Source organism: Pseudomonas sp. 9.2(2024) (assembly GCF_039695385.1).
In the GTDB taxonomy this organism is placed as follows: domain Bacteria; phylum Pseudomonadota; class Gammaproteobacteria; order Pseudomonadales; family Pseudomonadaceae; genus Aquipseudomonas; species Aquipseudomonas paraglycinae.
Genome location: NZ_CP155585.1, coordinates 2,048,566 through 2,065,521 on the forward strand (window position 1 = coordinate 2,048,566; position 16,956 = coordinate 2,065,521).

Here is a 16,956-nt window from a genome sequence, read left to right on the forward strand (position 1 = left end):
GCGGGCTCGCCCGCGATGCAATGCTTTCAGATGCTGAAGGTCAGCCCTTGCGAGCCCGCAGGCAGCGCCAAAGTGCAGCCACCATCAACACGCTGACCAGCGCCCAACTCCACGCCTGCTGATTCTGCAATCCTTCACGGAACAGCTGCGGCGCAATGCCGGCGCCGATGATGAAGGTCAGCAGGGCGATCTCCCGCCGGGCAACGGGCACCGGGCGGCACAGGTAAACCAGCGCTGGCAGGATGAAGGCCACGCTCGGAAAGCTGCGATAGCGCGGATCGAATACCAGCTCCAGCATCATCACGGCAGCGGCGAAACCGGCTGCCGCCACCAGCCAGCCGGCCCGTCGCTCGAAAGCGTTGAACGCCTGTTCACGCCAGCCACTGCGGGCGCTCAAGGTCAGCGCGGCATGGGCCAGCACCAACAGATTCAGAGCCGTCAGCAACCCGACCCACAGCCATTCGCTGGCAAATCGCGTGGTCACCCGGGCCAGATCACCCCAGGCACCAATCGAGCAGGCGGCGAGGGCGCCGAGCAGCGGCAGGATCAGCGCCGAACGCGTCGTACGAACCCGACCACCCAGCAGCAGTGTTCCGAGGAAAATCAGTCCACCGACCGCCAGCCACTGCGACCAGTAGGGTACGTTCGACACTGGACCAGCCAACACGCCCTTGTCCTGGCGATTCGCATCGAACAGCCCCCAGTAACCGCCGACCGCGCCTTCGCTGCCGCGCTTCCACGGCTGGTCGAACGCTTCGATCAGGTTGTAACGCCAGCCTTCCTGTTCGGCGAGGGTGACAAAACCACGAATGAACTTGGCCTCGTTGACCCGGCTCGGCAGCGCGGTCTCACGCTGGCGGCCTTCGCTCGGCCAGCCGGTTTCGCCAATCATCACGTCTTTTGGGGCGAACTTGTTGCCGAACACCTGACGCACTTCGGCCACATGATGCAGGGCCGCGTCGATGTTCGATGGATCGTCTTCCCAGTACGGCAGCAAGTGAATGGTCAGGAAATCCACCGCCGGCGCGACTTCCGGGTGCTTGAGCCAGAATTCCCAGACATCGGCGTAGGTCACCGGCTGCTTGATGTGGCTCTTGACCTTGTTGATCAGCTTCACCAACTGGGTCGCGGTGACCTCTTTGCGCAGCAAGGCCTCGTTGCCGACGATTACGGCGCTGACCACGTCCGGGTTGGCGTTGGCCGAGGCAATCAGCAGATCGACTTCCTTCTCGGTGTCCACCGGATTGCTGTTGACCCACGCGCCGATCATCAACTTCAAACCGTGCTTGCGCGCCAGATCCGGCAGCGCTTCGAGGCCCGTCATTGAGTAGGTGCGGATGCATTCGAAACGGGTGGCGAGCAGGGCGAGGTCGGCGTCCATGCGCTCCGGGCGCAGCTTGAACGGCACGTCGAACGGCGACTGGTCCTTGTCGAACGGGGTGTAGGAGGCGCATTGCAGCTTGTGGCTCGGGGTGGCGACGTCCGGCAGGATCACCGGTTTGCCGAGGCCGTACCAGAAACCGCACAGGGCAAACAGCCCGAGCAGGCAGGCGAACACATAAGGAAGAAAGGGGAAGCGGGAAGTCGCGGACATGGTCAGGCCGAGTGGCTGCAAAGCGACGCATGTTACCTGCATTTATAAGCAGGTTGGTGGCCCGCACGATTTTGACATGCAAAGTTCGGGCGGATTGTCTGGCGCCAAATATCCTGACGCAGTTAATGGCTTTCTGATGTCGTTTCTCGTTGCTTCGAGGTCGCTGGCAGAGCAGGTCTTAACGGGCGTCAGGTTGATGATCGGACTCATCAGTACTCCGCTGATGATCTAACGAGTTTGCGGTCAGGCGTGATGGGGGCGCTGTGCACCATAACAATACGTTGACGATGCCCGGCATTCGTCGGGCGCAGCATTTCGGGGAAGTAACGATGAAGATGCGACGACTTTTAGGCGCAGGTGCCGCTTTGGTGCTTGCGATGAGCTCCACTTTCGCCAGCGCTGAAAAACAGACCCTGAACATCGGTTACGTTGACGGCTGGTCCGACAGCGTCGCGACCACCCACGTGGCGGCCGAAGTGATCAAGCAGAAACTCGGCTACGACGTGAAACTGCAAGCCGTCGCTACCGGCATCATGTGGCAGGGCGTTGCCACCGGCAAACTCGACGCCATGCTCTCGGCCTGGCTGCCGGTGACCCACGGCGAATACTGGACCAAGAACAAGGATCAGGTCGTCGATTACGGTCCGAACTTCAAGGACGCGAAAATCGGTCTGATCGTGCCGGAGTACGTCAAGGCCAAGACCATCGAAGACCTGAAAACCGACGACTCCTTCAAGAAACGCATCGTCGGCATCGACGCCGGTTCAGGCGTGATGCTCAAGACCGATCAGGCGATCAAGGATTACGACCTGACCGGCTATCAACTCAAAGCCAGTTCCGGCGCCGGCATGATTGCCGAGCTGACCCGTGCCGAGAAGAAAAACGAATCCATCGCCGTCACCGGCTGGGTGCCGCACTGGATGTTCGCCAAGTGGAAACTGCGCTTCCTCGACGACCCGAAAGGCGTGTACGGCGCGGCTGAAACCGTGAACAGCATCGGCAGCAAGGAACTGGCGACCAAGGCGCCGGAAGTGGCCAAGTTCCTGAAGAACTTCCAGTGGGCTTCGAAAGACGAAATCGGCGAAGTCATGCTGGCGATTCAGGACGGTGCAAAACCTGACGCAGCGGCCAAGGATTGGGTTGCCAAACACCCGGAACGTGTTGCCGACTGGACCAAGTGATTTAAGCCGAAGCGTCTAATCTGCGCTTCCCAGGGCCGCCCGACATGACAGTCGGGCGGCCTTTTTTGTTTGCCTACTATTAATAAGCAGCGTTGGCCGTTTTCGGCTTGTCTGGAAATTGGCAAAAACGTCATGGCGTTCTACTACTAAGGTCGTCTGGAACCCGGCTCGCAGCCGCATACAGTGGATATGTTCCAAAAATAAAAATCTGTGCTGCGAGGATAAAAACAATGAACGACAGCATTTACCTCTCGATTCAGAACAGCCCGCGCTTCAAGGAGCTGGTCAAGAAAAGAGAAAGGTTCGCCTGGATACTCTCGGCGATCATGCTCGGGCTCTACTCCGGCTTCATCCTTCTGATCGCGTACGGGCCGCAAGTGCTCGGCACGAAAATCAGTCCTGAATCGTCCATCACCTGGGGCATCCCGATCGGTGTCGGACTGATTATCTCGGCCTTTATCCTGACCGGCATTTACGTGCGCCGCGCCAATGGCGAGTTCGACGACCTGAACAACGCGATTCTCAAGGAGGCTCAGCAATGATCCGGCGTCTACTGGCTCTTTTGAGCATCGCAGCGTTCGCTCCAGCCGTCTGGGCCGCTGACGCCCTGACCGGCGAAGTCCACAAACAACCGCTCAACGTTTCCGCGATCGTCATGTTCGTCGCGTTCGTTGGCGCGACCCTGTGCATCACTTACTGGGCGTCCAAGCGCAACAACTCGGCGGCCGATTACTATGCGGCGGGCGGCAAGATCACCGGTTTCCAGAACGGTCTGGCGATTGCCGGTGACTACATGTCGGCGGCGTCCTTCCTGGGTATTTCCGCGCTGGTGTTCACCTCCGGCTACGACGGCCTGATCTACTCGATCGGCTTCCTGGTGGGCTGGCCGATCATTCTGTTCCTGATCGCCGAGCGTCTGCGTAACCTGGGCAAATACACCTTTGCCGACGTGGCGTCCTACCGCCTCGGGCAAACCCAGATTCGCACCCTGTCTGCCTGCGGTTCGCTGGTGGTGGTGGCGTTCTACCTGATCGCGCAAATGGTCGGTGCCGGCAAGCTGATCCAGCTGCTGTTCGGTCTCGACTACCACGTTGCGGTGATTCTGGTCGGTATCCTGATGTGCATGTATGTGCTGTTCGGCGGCATGCTGGCGACCACCTGGGTGCAGATCATCAAGGCGGTGCTGTTGCTGTCCGGTGCCTCGTTCATGGCGCTGATGGTGATGAAGCACGTCAACTTCGACTTCAACACCCTGTTCTCCGAAGCCATCAAGGTTCACGCCAAGGGCGAAGCGATCATGAGCCCGGGCGGTCTGGTCAAAGATCCGATCTCGGCGTTCTCCCTGGGTCTGGCGCTGATGTTCGGTACCGCCGGCCTGCCGCACATCCTGATGCGCTTCTTCACCGTTAGCGACGCGAAAGAAGCCCGTAAGAGCGTGCTGTACGCGACCGGTTTCATTGGCTACTTCTACATCCTGACCTTCATCATCGGCTTCGGCGCGATCCTGCTGGTCAGCACCAACCCGGCCTTCAAAGATGCGGCGGGCGCTCTGCTCGGCGGCAACAACATGGCGGCGGTGCACTTGGCCAACGCCGTGGGCGGCAGCGTGTTCCTCGGCTTCATCTCGGCGGTGGCGTTCGCGACCATTCTGGCAGTAGTGGCCGGTCTGACTCTGGCCGGTGCTTCGGCGGTGTCTCACGACCTGTACGCCAGCGTGATCAAGAAGGGCAAGGCCAACGAGAAGGATGAGATCCGCGTTTCGAAGATCACCACCATCGCACTGGGCGTTCTGGCCATCGGCCTGGGCATCCTGTTCGAAAGCCAGAACATTGCGTTCATGGTGGGTCTGGCGTTCTCCATCGCGGCGAGCTGCAACTTCCCGGTGCTGCTGCTTTCGATGTACTGGAAGAAGCTGACCACCCGTGGCGCGATGATTGGCGGCTGGCTGGGTCTGGTGAGTGCGGTGGGTCTGATGATCCTTGGCCCGACCATCTGGGTGCAGATTCTGCATCATGAGAAGGCGATTTTCCCTTATGAGTATCCTGCGTTGTTCTCGATGATCATTGCGTTTATCGGGATCTGGTTCTTCTCGATTACTGACAAGTCGGCGGCGGCTGAGAACGAGCGTGCGGCGTTCTTCCCGCAGTTTGTGCGTTCGCAGACTGGGTTGGGGGCTAGTGGGGCGGTTTCGCACTGAGGCTTTTGGGTTGAATATGTAGTTTGAGTTGGATGGAAATGCCCTGGTCGAGAGATTGGGGCATTTTTTTGTGGGCGGTTATCGGATGTTCTTGGGGGGTGGGTGTATATCCGTTGCTGCGGTAACGGCTTCTTGGGGTTCCGCCCTTACGGCGGGTCACTTTTTCCAAACGCCGAAAAAGTAACCAAAAAGGCTTTACCCTGACGTTCGGCCCTCGCTGTGGCTCGGGTTCCTTCGCTCCGGGATTGATCCGGGGGCATCGCCTACGGTTTGCTTCGCTGCACCTCCTCTCGATGCATGCGGCTGCGCCGCACGGTCGCTGCGCTCCCACCCCCGGATCAATCCCTCCACTCAGCCTGCCGACGGGCGTTGCGATCAAAAGCGGTACTCGAGCTAACGCTCATCGTGTTGAGTGGTGAGGGGCGGGTGTTCGGCTTTGGTTTTGTGGTGGGTTTACCCCTCACCCCAGCCCTCTCCCCGAGGAGAGGGGGCCGATTTTTGTGCTTTTCAAAACTTGAGTTCGACTCGGTATTGCACGTCGGCGTAGCTCTGCCATACACCTCGATCAGTTCCCTCTCCCTACGGGCGGTCCGACGTTTCGGGAGGGATAGGGTTAGGGGGGGCTCTTGATCTGGCTTTTGCTCTGGCTCTGGCTCTGGCTCTGGCTTTTGATTTTTTGCCCCTTCGGCAGGCCGAGCGGAGGTGTCCATCAGGGGGTAGGCGCGTAGCGCCGTGCGGCGAAGCCGCATACATCGAGAGGAGGTGCAGCGAAGCAAACCGTAGGCGATGCCCCCTGATGGACACCGTAGCGAGGGAACACTGAGCCTAGGCGAAGTGCCGTACGCCGGGGCTCAGCCTTTTTGGTTACTTTTTCGGCGTTTGGAAAAAGTGACCCGCCGTAAGGGCGGAACCCTAAGAAGCCGTTACCGCAGCAACGGATATACACCCAATCCAAAGATCGCAAAAAAACCGCAAAAACAAAAAACGGCCCCCATTCTCATGGAGGCCGTTCCCGGTACAACGCTAAGAGGCTATCGCAAGACAGCTCTTATTTGCGGTCTTCCAGCTTGGTGATATCCCGCGACTCGTAGCCAGTGTAAAGCTGACGCGGACGGCCAATCTTGTACGGGCTGGAGAGCATTTCCTTCCAGTGCGAAATCCAGCCGACAGTACGTGCCAGGGCGAAGATCACAGTGAACATGCTGGTCGGAATGCCGATCGCCTTGAGGATGATCCCCGAGTAGAAGTCGACGTTCGGGTACAGCGAGCGCTCGATGAAGTACGGATCGGTCAGAGCGATCTCTTCCAGACGCATGGCCAGTTCGAGTTGCGGATCGTTCTGGATGCCCAGTTCCTTCAACACTTCGTCGCAGGTCTGCTTCATTACAGTCGCGCGAGGGTCGCGGTTCTTGTAGACGCGGTGACCGAAGCCCATCAGCTTGAACGGATCGTTCTTGTCCTTGGCCTTGGCGATGAACTTGTCGATGTTCGAAACATCGCCGATTTCATCGAGCATGGTCAGCACGGCTTCGTTCGCACCGCCGTGGGCAGGGCCCCACAGTGCGGCGATGCCGGCGGCGATACAGGCGAACGGGTTGGCACCCGAAGAGCCCGCCAGACGCACGGTGGAGGTCGAAGCGTTCTGCTCGTGGTCGGCGTGGAGGATGAAGATCCGGTCCATGGCCTTGGCGAGTACCGGGCTGATCGGTTTGATCTCGCACGGGGTGTTGAACATCATGTGCAGGAAGTTTTCCGCGTACGACAGATCGTTGCGCGGGTACATCATGGGTTGGCCCATGGAGTACTTGTAAACCATCGCGGCCAGGGTCGGCATCTTGGCAACCAGGCGGATCGCGGAGATTTCGCGATGCTGCGGGTTATTGATGTCGAGGGAGTCGTGGTAGAAGGCCGAGAGGGCGCCGACTACACCACACATGACGGCCATCGGGTGGGCGTCACGGCGGAAGCCGTTGAAAAAGGTTTTCAGCTGCTCGTGAACCATGGTGTGGTTCTTCACGGTGCCGACGAACTGGGCCTTTTGCTCTGCAGTCGGCAGTTCGCCGTTCAGCAGCAGGTAGCAGGTTTCCAGGTAGTCCGACTTTTCAGCCAGCTGTTCGATCGGGTAGCCGCGGTGCAGCAGGATGCCGTTGTCGCCGTCGATATAGGTGATCTTCGATTCGCAGGAAGCGGTCGACATGAAACCGGGGTCGAAAGTGAAGCGGCCCGTGGCCGTCAGGCCCCGAACATCGATAACATCGGGACCAACGGTGCCGGTTAAAATGGGCAGCTCGACGGGGGCTGCGCCCTCGATGATCAACTGCGCTTTTTTGTCAGCCATGTGGCCTCCTATTTATGCTTGAAATCATCAGACAGACCCCCCACGCAGGGCCCGCACCACTATAGTGAGATAAATTCGAATGTCAATTTGCCTAAAGTCTTGCTCCAGAAGGCTTTAACCGTACTTTTTCCTCGAAATTGCCTGCCATTTACGCCTTTTATACGACTTGTGCAATCCGCTATTGGGGGTAGGCGATTGCGTTGTCATTAGTAGCCTAACTGTCTATACTCGGCGACCGACCGCCAAGGGCTTTTGGGCTTGCTTTCATTGGGGGTCGCATCCCTGGGTGGTGGTTACCTGACCAGTGCACTCCCCAACAACTTTGCCCTGATTGTTAGGGGCTCTTCAGTGTGAAAAAAAAGCCGTGAAAAGCCAACGACCTGTAAACCTAGACCTAAGGACCATCAAACTCCCCATCACCGGCGTTACGTCGTTTCTTCACCGTGTTTCCGGCATCATCCTCTTCCTGGGCCTTGGCATCATGCTCTATGCATTGGGCAAATCCCTGGGTTCCGAGGAAGGTTATGTCGAGGTGAAGGCATGCTTGACCAGCCCGCTGGCCAAGTTCGTAGCATGGGGCCTCCTGTCCGCTCTTCTGTATCACCTGGTTGCCGGTGTGCGCCACTTGATCATGGACATGGGCATCGGTGAGACGCTGGAAGGCGGCCGCCTGGGCTCGAAACTGATCATCGCCGTTTCCGTGGTGCTGATCGTTCTGGCAGGAGTTTGGATATGGTAACCAGCGTTACAAACCTTTCGCGTTCGGGCCTCTATGACTGGATGGCACAGCGTGTGTCTGCGGTCGTTCTCGCGGCTTATTTCATATTCCTGATCGGCTACCTCGCCGCGAACCCGGGCATTGGCTACGACCAATGGCACGGCCTGTTCGCCCACAACGGAATGCGTATCTTCAGTCTGCTGGCACTGGTTGCCCTGGGCGCTCACGCCTGGGTCGGCATGTGGACCATCGCGACCGACTACCTGACGCCAATGGCGCTGGGCAAGTCCGCGACTGCAGTACGTTTCCTTTTCCAGGCAGTATGCGGCGTCGCGATGTTCGCTTACTTCGTCTGGGGTGTGCAGATTCTCTGGGGTATCTGATTCATGGCTAACATTCCAACGATTTCTTTCGACGCCATCATTATTGGTGGCGGCGGTGCCGGCATGCGCGCAGCGCTGCAACTGGCACAGGGCGGTCACAAGACTGCGGTGATCACCAAGGTTTTCCCGACCCGTTCGCACACTGTGTCCGCGCAGGGCGGCATCACATGCGCCATCGCGTCGGCCGACCCGAACGATGACTGGCGCTGGCACATGTACGATACCGTCAAGGGTTCCGACTACATCGGTGACCAGGACGCTATCGAATACATGTGTCAGGAAGGCCCGGCTGCCGTTTTCGAGCTGGACCACATGGGTCTGCCGTTCTCGCGTACCGAGCAAGGCCGTATCTACCAGCGTCCGTTCGGCGGTCAGTCGAAGGATTACGGTAAAGGCGGGCAGGCTGCCCGTACCTGCGCCGCTTCCGACCGTACCGGTCACGCGCTGCTGCACACCCTTTATCAGGGCAACCTGAAAGCCGGTACCACGTTCCTGAACGAGTACTACGCTGTCGACCTGGTGAAAAACCAGGAAGGCGAATTCGTCGGTGTGATCGCGATCTGCATCGAAACCGGTGAAACCACCTACATCCGCGCCAAAGCCACCGTACTGGCTACCGGCGGTGCAGGTCGTATCTATGCATCCACCACCAACGCCCTGATCAACACCGGTGACGGCGTCGGCATGGCTCTGCGTGCTGGCGTGCCGGTACAAGACATCGAAATGTGGCAGTTCCACCCGACCGGCATCGCCGGCGCCGGTGTGCTGGTTACCGAAGGTTGCCGTGGTGAAGGTGGTTACCTGATCAACAAGCACGGTGAGCGTTTCATGGAGCGTTATGCTCCGAACGCCAAAGACCTTGCCGGTCGTGACGTTGTTGCCCGTTCGATGGTTAAGGAAATCATCGCCGGCAACGGTTGCGGTCCGAATGGCGACCACGTGATGCTCAAACTCGACCACCTGGGCGAGGAAGTGCTGCACAGCCGTCTGCCAGGCATCTGCGAACTGTCGAAGACTTTCGCCCACGTTGACCCGGTTGTTGCGCCGGTTCCGGTTGTTCCGACTTGCCACTACATGATGGGCGGCGTTGCCACCAACATTCACGGCCAGGCGATCACCCAGGACGCCGAAGGCGTGGATCAGATCATTCCTGGTCTGTTCGCGGTAGGTGAAGTGGCTTGCGTATCGGTTCACGGTGCCAACCGTCTGGGCGGCAACTCGCTGCTCGACCTGGTGGTATTCGGCCGCGCTGCCGGCCTGCACCTGGAGAAGGCGCTGACCGACGGCATCGAATACGACGACGCTACCGAAGCCGACATCGACGCTGCCCTGGCGCGTCTGAACGCACTGAACAACCGTACCGACGGTGAAGATGTCGCTACCCTGCGTCGCGAGCTGCAAAGCTGCATGCAGAACTACTTCGGTGTATTCCGTACCGGCGAATACATGCAGAAGGGTATTGCCCAGCTGGCCGATCTGCGCAAGCGCATCGCCAATGTGAAGATCAACGATAAGTCGCAGGCGTTCAACACTGCACGTATCGAAGCGCTGGAACTGCAAAACCTGCTGGAAGTGGCTGAAGCTACCGCCATCGCTGCCGAAGTACGTAAAGAGTCCCGCGGCGCTCACGCCCGTGAAGACTTCGAAGACCGTGACGACGAAAACTGGCTGTGCCACACCCTGTACTTCCCGGGTGAGAAACGCGTCGCCAAGCGTGCCGTGAACTTCTCGCCGAAGACTGTTCCGACTTTCGAACCTAAAGTCCGGACTTATTAAGGGTGACCGCCATGTTGCAAGTCAGTGTTTATCGTTACAACCCTGATCAGGACGCTGCGCCGTTCATGCAGGAATTCCAGGTCGATACCGGTGGTAAAGACCTGATGGTGCTGGACGTGCTCGCCCTGATCAAAGAGCAGGACGAAGGTTTCTCCTATCGTCGCTCCTGCCGTGAAGGCGTCTGTGGCTCCGACGGCATGAACATCAACGGCAAGAACGGCCTGGCGTGCATCACGCCGCTGTCCGCTGTCGTCAAAGGTAACAAGCTGATCGTTCGTCCGCTGCCAGGTTTGCCGGTTATCCGTGACCTGGTTGTCGATATGAGCATCTTCTACAAGCAATACGAGAAGGTTAAGCCATTCCTGCAGAACGACACGCCGGCTCCGGCCATCGAGCGTCTGCAGTCCCCTGAAGAGCGTGAAAAGCTCGACGGTCTGTACGAGTGCATCCTGTGCGCCTGCTGCTCGACCTCTTGCCCGTCCTTCTGGTGGAACCCGGACAAGTTCCTGGGTCCAGCTGCACTGCTGCAAGCGTACCGCTTCCTGGCAGACAGCCGTGATACCAAGACGTCCGAGCGTCTGGCGTCCCTCGATGACCCGTTCAGCGTCTTCCGCTGCCGGGGCATCATGAACTGCGTCAACGTATGTCCGAAAGGCCTGAACCCGACTAAGGCCATCGGTCACATCCGTAACATGCTGCTTTCGAGCGGCGTGTGATTCAGCTGCTGTAACCGCTGTACCCGCAGAGGGCTTAGGCGCGGGCTTCAACCCGCGCCATGGCTATAACCAGAGCAGCAGCCATAAGCTGCGGCTCTTATTTTGAAGAAATGAGACAAGCAGGGGCATCCGGGCTGGTACCCGGACTATCAGTGTGATCCTAAGTGGCTTGTTTTGGTCGCTGCATTCGGACTTCTGCAAGCTTGCTCGGTGTCGGCACCGATGGTGTTCCCCTAACCGAGGGTGACCAAGCATGCAAGAAAGCGTGATGCAGCGCATGTGGAACAGCGCCTACCTTTCAGGTGGAAACGCTGCCTATGTGGAAGAGCTCTACGAGCTCTACCTGCACGACCCTAACGCTGTGCCAGAAGAGTGGCGCACCTACTTTCAGAAGCTGCCTGCCGACGGCAGCTCTGCCACCGATGTTTCGCACTCCACAATTCGCGATCATTTCGTGCTGCTGGCAAAGAACCAGCGCCGCGCCCAACCGGTTTCCGCCGGCAGCGTGAGCAGTGAGCACGAGAAGAAGCAAGTTGAAGTGCTGCGATTGATCCAGGCCTACCGTATGCGTGGCCACCAGGCAGCCCAGCTTGACCCGCTGGGGCTGTGGCAGCGTCCTGCACCTGCAGACCTGTCGATCAATCACTACGGCTTGACCAATGCCGATCTTGATACGACCTTCCGTGCCGGCGACCTGTTCATCGGCAAAGAGGAAGCGAGCCTACGCGAAATTCACGAAGCGTTGCAGCAGACATATTGCCGCACCATCGGCGCTGAATTTACGCACATCACCGATTCCGAGCAGCGCCAGTGGTTCCAGCAGCGTCTGGAAAGCGTGCGTGGCCGTCCGGAATATTCCGCGGACATCAAGAGCCACCTGCTCGAGCGCGTGACGGCCGGTGAAGGCCTGGAAAAATACCTGGGCACCAAATACCCGGGCACCAAGCGTTTCGGTCTGGAAGGCGGCGAAAGCCTGATTCCGATGCTCGACGAACTGATCCAGCGTTCCGGTTCCTACGGCACCAAGGAAGTCGTCATCGGCATGGCCCACCGTGGCCGTCTGAACGTACTGGTCAACACCTTCGGCAAGAACCCGCGCGAGCTGTTCGACGAGTTCGAAGGCAAGAAGAAGGTCGAGCTGGGTTCCGGTGACGTTAAATACCACCAGGGCTTCTCGTCCAACGTAATGACCACCGGCGGTGAAGTTCACCTGGCCATGGCGTTCAACCCGTCCCACCTGGAAATCGTTTCCCCGGTGGTCGAGGGTTCGGTTCGCGCCCGTCAGGATCGTCGCAACGACCCTACCGGTGAGAAGGTTCTGCCGATCTCCATCCACGGTGACGCGGCATTCGCCGGTCAAGGCGTGGTGATGGAAACCTTCCAGATGTCGCAGACCCGCGGTTTCAAGACCGGCGGTACCGTGCACATCGTGATCAACAACCAGGTTGGTTTCACCATCAGCAACCCGTTGGACTCGCGTTCCACCGAGTACGCGACCGACGTTGCGAAAATGATCCAGGCGCCGATCCTCCATGTGAATGGTGATGATCCGGAAGCCGTATTGTTCGTGACCCAGCTGGCCATCGACTACCGCATGCAGTTCAAGCGTGACGTGGTGATCGACCTGGTCTGCTACCGCCGTCGCGGCCACAACGAGGCCGACGAGCCAAGCGGCACCCAGCCTCTGATGTATCAGCAGATCACCAAGCAGCGCACCACCCGTGAGCTGTACGCTGATCGTCTGACCCAGGCCGGTGTGCTGGACGCAGAGCGTGTTCAGGCGAAAGTCGACGAATACCGCAACGCGCTGGACAACGGTCTGCACGTAGTGAAATCGCTGGTCAAAGAGCCGAACAAAGAGCTGTTCGTGGACTGGCGTCCGTATCTGGGCCACGCCTGGACTGCGCGTCACGACACTCGTTTCGACCTCAAGACCCTGCAGGAACTGTCCGCCAAGCTGCTGGAAATTCCGGAAGGCTTCGTGGTTCAGCGCCAGGTCGCGAAGATCTACGAAGACCGTCAGAAGATGCAAGCCGGCGGCCTGCCGATCAACTGGGGTTACGCCGAAACCATGGCGTACGCGACCCTGGCGTTCGAAGGTCACCCGATCCGCATGACCGGTCAGGACATCGGCCGCGGTACGTTCTCGCACCGTCACGCTGTGCTGCACAACCAGAAAGATGCCGGTACCTACATTCCGCTCAAGCATCTGTATGAAGGTCAGCCACGCTTCGACCTGTACGACTCGTTCCTGTCGGAAGAAGCCGTACTGGCGTTCGAATACGGTTACTCGACCACCACGCCGAACGCGCTGGTGATCTGGGAAGCCCAGTTCGGCGACTTCGCCAACGGTGCACAGGTCGTTATCGACCAGTTCATCACCAGCGGCGAGCACAAGTGGGGCCGTCTCTGCGGTCTGACCATGCTGCTGCCACACGGCTACGAAGGTCAGGGCCCTGAGCACAGCTCGGCACGTCTTGAGCGTTACCTGCAGCTGTGCGCCGAGCACAACATTCAGGTGTGCATGCCGACCACTCCGGCCCAGATCTACCACTTGCTGCGCCGTCAGGTGATTCGCCCGCTGCGCAAGCCATTGGTCGTTCTGACTCCAAAGTCGCTGCTGCGCCACAAACTGGCCATCTCGACCCTGGAAGATCTGGCCGAAGGTTCGTTCCAGACCGTTATCCCGGAAATCGATGCCCTGGACCCGAAAAAGGTCGAGCGCGTTGTTCTGTGCAGTGGCAAGGTTTACTACGACCTGCTGGAAAAACGTCGTGCCGAAGGCCGCGAAGATATCGCCATCGTGCGTATCGAGCAGCTGTACCCGTTCCCTGAGGACGACTTGAAAGAAGTCCTGGCTCCTTACACCAACGCCAAAGCGGCCGTGTGGTGTCAGGAAGAGCCGATGAACCAGGGCGCCTGGTACTGCAGCCAGCACCACCTGCGTCGCAGCATCAGCAACCTCAACAAATCTCTCGTACTCGAGTACGCGGGCCGTGAGGCTTCTGCTGCCCCAGCATGTGGTTACGCATCGATGCACGCCGAGCAGCAGGAACAACTGCTGCAAGACGCGTTTACCGTTTAACGCCTTCGCGCACCTGAAACCGAATTTAAGGAACCACAGATAATGGCTATCGAGATCAAAGCCCCCACTTTCCCGGAATCGGTTGCCGATGGCACCGTTGCCACCTGGCACAAACAACCGGGCGACGCCGTCAAGCGTGACGAACTGATCGTCGACATCGAAACCGACAAAGTCGTACTGGAAGTGCTGGCTACCGCCGACGGCGTGCTGGGCGCAATCGTCAAGGGCGAGGGCGAAACCGTCCTGTCCGACGAAGTGCTGGGCTCCATCGTTGAAGGCGGCGCTGCTGCTGCCGCCCCGGCTGCCGCTGCTGCTCCGGCCGCTGCTGCCGCTGCTCCAGCCGCCGATGGCGAAGACGACCCGATCGCCGCTCCTGCCGCGCGCAAGCTGGCTGAAGAGAACGGCATCAACATCGCTTCCGTTGCCGGCACCGGCAAAGGCGGTCGCGTGACCAAGGAAGACGTGGTTGCAGCCGTTGCTGCCAAGAAAGCCGCTCCGGCTGCCGCGCCTGCCAAGGCTGCTGCTCCGGCCGCCGCCGCTCCTGTGTTCGCCGCTGGCGACCGCATCGAGAAGCGCGTTCCGATGACCCGCGTTCGTGCCACCGTTGCCAAGCGTCTGGTTGAAGCTCAATCGAACATGGCGATGCTGACCACTTTCAACGAAGTCGACATGACCGAAGTCATGGCCCTGCGTTCGAAGTACAAGGACCTGTTCGAGAAGTCCCACAACGGCGTACGCCTGGGCTTCATGTCGTTCTTCGTGAAGGCTGCCACCGAAGCGCTGAAACGCTTCCCGGCGGTCAACGCTTCGATCGACGGCAACGACATCGTTTACCACGGTTATGCCGACATCGGCGTCGCTGTTTCCAGCGACCGTGGCCTGGTGGTTCCGGTTCTGCGTAACGCCGAACACATGAGCCTGGCTGAAATCGAAGGCGGCATCGCCACCTTCGGCAAGAAAGCCCGTGACGGCAAACTGTCGATGGACGAAATGACCGGCGGCACCTTCACCATCACCAACGGTGGTACCTTCGGTTCGATGATGTCGACCCCGATCGTCAACCCGCCGCAGGCAGCGATTCTGGGCATGCACAACATCATCCAGCGTCCGATGGCCATCAACGGTCAGGTCGTGATCCGTCCGATGATGTACCTGGCACTGTCCTACGATCACCGTCTGATCGATGGCAAAGAAGCTGTAACCTTCCTGGTGACCATCAAGAACCTGCTGGAAGATCCGGCTCGTCTGTTGCTGGATATCTGATAGAAGCAGTCACGCGCTGCAAGCTTCAAGCTGCGGGAAAACGCAGCCTGGCTTGCAGCGCGCGGCTTGAAGCTTTTCGCTAAAGAGGATTTTTTGAATGTCGCAGAAATTTGACGTAGTAGTGATCGGTGCGGGCCCTGGCGGCTACGTGGCTGCCATCAAGGCCGCGCAACTCGGCCTGAGCACTGCCTGCATCGAGAAGTACACCGATGCTGAAGGCAAGCAAGCCCTGGGCGGCACCTGCCTGAACGTAGGCTGCATTCCTTCCAAGGCGCTGCTGGACAGCTCCTGGAAATACAAGGAAGCGAAAGAAAGCTTCAATGTCCACGGTATCTCGACCGGCGAAGTCAAAATGGACGTCGCTGCGATGGTTGGCCGCAAGGCTGGCATCGTCAAGAACCTGACCGGCGGTGTTGCCACCCTGTTCAAGGCCAACGGCGTAACTTCGATCCAGGGCCACGGCAAACTGCTGGCTGGCAAGAAAGTCGAAGTCACCAAGCCGGACGGCTCGGTTGAAGTCATCGAAGCCGAAAACGTCATCCTGGCTCCAGGCTCGCGTCCGATCGACATTCCACCGGCTCCGGTCGATCAGAAAGTCATCGTCGATTCGACTGGCGCACTGGAATTCCAGACCGTACCCAAGCGTCTGGGCGTGATCGGTGCTGGCGTGATCGGTCTGGAACTGGGTTCGGTCTGGTCGCGTCTGGGTGCAGAAGTAACTGTCCTGGAAGCACTGGACACCTTCCTGATGGCAGCGGACACCGCTGTTTCCAAGGAAGCGCTGAAAACCCTGACCAAACAGGGTCTGGACATCAAACTGGGCGCTCGCGTAACCGGCTCGAAAGTGAACGGCGACGAAGTCGTTGTGAACTACACCGACGCCAACGGCGAACAGACCATCACTTTCGACAAGCTGATCGTAGCCGTTGGTCGCCGTCCGGTGACCACTGATCTGCTGGCTGCCGACAGCGGCGTGACCCTGGACGAGCGCGGTTTCGTGCACGTTGACGATCACTGCGCCACCACCGTACCGGGCGTTTACGCTATCGGTGACGTGGTTCGCGGCATGATGCTGGCTCACAAGGCGTCGGAAGAGGGCATCATGGTTGTAGAGCGCATCAAAGGCCACAAGGCCCAGATGAACTATGACCTGATCCCTTCGGTTATTTATACTCACCCGGAAATCGCATGGGTCGGTAAAACCGAGCAGGCCTTGAAAGCTGAAGGCGTTGAAGTTAACGTCGGCACCTTCCCGTTCGCAGCATCCGGCCGTGCCATGGCCGCCAACGATACCGGTGGTTTCGTCAAGGTCATCGCCGATGCCAAGACTGACCGCGTATTGGGCGTGCACGTGATTGGCCCGAGCGCCGCAGAACTGGTTCAGCAGGGCGCGATCGGTATGGAATTCGGCACCAGCGCTGAAGACCTGGGCATGATGGTTTTCTCCCATCCGACCCTGTCTGAAGCCTTGCACGAAGCAGCTTTGGCAGTGAATGGCGGCGCCATCCACATTGCCAACCGCAAGAAGCGTTAAGACACAATAAGAAACCACGGCGGTACGGCCCGTCGTGAGCCTTGCGTGCAAGACTCACCGCGGAATGTCCGCTGGACGCAGCCTTGCGTAGCTGCACCGGGTATCCGGAAAGGCTACGCAAGCAGCAGTCACAGGTGGCGCGGCACTCATAAAGAGCGCAGCGCCGAATGC

12 protein-coding genes are annotated in these 16,956 nt (G+C 59.1%); 10 read left to right on the plus strand and 2 right to left on the minus strand.

The features are described 5' to 3' along the window. Positions 1–40: 40 nt before the first annotated feature. Entirely contained in the window at positions 41–1,636 is a 1,596-nt protein-coding gene (locus ABFB52_RS09240) for a beta (1-6) glucans synthase (protein ID WP_129973894.1), read from the minus strand. Positions 1,637–1,923: 287 nt separating this feature from the next. On the opposite strand from ABFB52_RS09240, the gene ABFB52_RS09245 reads away from it, so the two are divergent. From ABFB52_RS09245 to ABFB52_RS09255, 3 genes are all read left to right on the plus strand, one after another. Next, the gene (locus ABFB52_RS09245) at positions 1,924–2,775 is read left to right on the plus strand and encodes a glycine betaine ABC transporter substrate-binding protein (RefSeq protein WP_102686063.1); all 852 of its coding nucleotides are present in this window, start codon (positions 1,924–1,926) and stop codon (positions 2,773–2,775) included. 230 nt (positions 2,776–3,005) lie between these two features. Beyond that, positions 3,006–3,317: a DUF485 domain-containing protein gene (locus tag ABFB52_RS09250; RefSeq protein ID WP_007959307.1), complete on the plus strand. Its 312-nt coding sequence runs from the start codon at positions 3,006–3,008 to the stop codon at positions 3,315–3,317. Then, positions 3,314–4,972 (plus strand): cation acetate symporter, encoded by a 1,659-nt coding sequence (locus tag ABFB52_RS09255; protein WP_129973893.1) that lies wholly within the window; start codon positions 3,314–3,316, stop codon positions 4,970–4,972. Before ABFB52_RS09250 ends, ABFB52_RS09255 begins: the two co-directional genes overlap by 4 nt. A gap of 1,048 nt (positions 4,973–6,020) precedes the next feature. On the opposite strand, the gene gltA is transcribed toward ABFB52_RS09255, so the two are convergent. Beyond that, positions 6,021–7,310 (minus strand): citrate synthase, encoded by a 1,290-nt coding sequence (gene gltA / locus ABFB52_RS09260; RefSeq protein WP_007959044.1) that lies wholly within the window; start codon positions 7,308–7,310, stop codon positions 6,021–6,023. Positions 7,311–7,674: 364 nt separating this feature from the next. On the opposite strand from gltA, the gene sdhC reads away from it, so the two are divergent. The 7 genes from sdhC to lpdA all read left to right on the plus strand — a co-directional run bounded on the left by sdhC (position 7,675) and on the right by lpdA (position 16,785). Beyond that, a complete protein-coding gene (sdhC, locus tag ABFB52_RS09265) occupies positions 7,675–8,049 on the plus strand; it encodes a succinate dehydrogenase, cytochrome b556 subunit (RefSeq protein WP_011333113.1) in 375 nt (124 codons plus the stop codon). Then, on the plus strand, positions 8,043–8,411 hold the full coding sequence (sdhD, locus tag ABFB52_RS09270) for a succinate dehydrogenase, hydrophobic membrane anchor protein (protein WP_007977503.1): 369 nt from the start codon (positions 8,043–8,045) through the stop codon (positions 8,409–8,411). The genes sdhC and sdhD overlap by 7 nt, the downstream gene beginning before the upstream one ends. 3 nt (positions 8,412–8,414) lie before the next feature. Then, the gene (sdhA, locus tag ABFB52_RS09275) at positions 8,415–10,187 is read left to right on the plus strand and encodes a succinate dehydrogenase flavoprotein subunit (RefSeq protein WP_085747080.1); all 1,773 of its coding nucleotides are present in this window, start codon (positions 8,415–8,417) and stop codon (positions 10,185–10,187) included. Positions 10,188–10,198: 11 nt separating this feature from the next. After that, positions 10,199–10,903, plus strand: coding sequence for a succinate dehydrogenase iron-sulfur subunit (locus tag ABFB52_RS09280; protein WP_007959035.1), 705 nt, complete (start codon positions 10,199–10,201; stop codon positions 10,901–10,903). Positions 10,904–11,156: 253 nt separating this feature from the next. Then, on the plus strand, positions 11,157–13,988 hold the full coding sequence (locus ABFB52_RS09285; protein WP_011333115.1) for a 2-oxoglutarate dehydrogenase E1 component: 2,832 nt from the start codon (positions 11,157–11,159) through the stop codon (positions 13,986–13,988). A gap of 42 nt (positions 13,989–14,030) precedes the next feature. Continuing rightward, a complete protein-coding gene (gene odhB, locus ABFB52_RS09290; protein WP_007959031.1) occupies positions 14,031–15,251 on the plus strand; it encodes a 2-oxoglutarate dehydrogenase complex dihydrolipoyllysine-residue succinyltransferase in 1,221 nt (406 codons plus the stop codon). A gap of 97 nt (positions 15,252–15,348) precedes the next feature. Next, positions 15,349–16,785, plus strand: a complete 1,437-nt coding sequence (lpdA, locus tag ABFB52_RS09295) for a dihydrolipoyl dehydrogenase (RefSeq protein WP_085682946.1) — start codon at positions 15,349–15,351, stop codon at positions 16,783–16,785. The last annotated feature ends 171 nt before the right edge of the window (positions 16,786–16,956 follow it).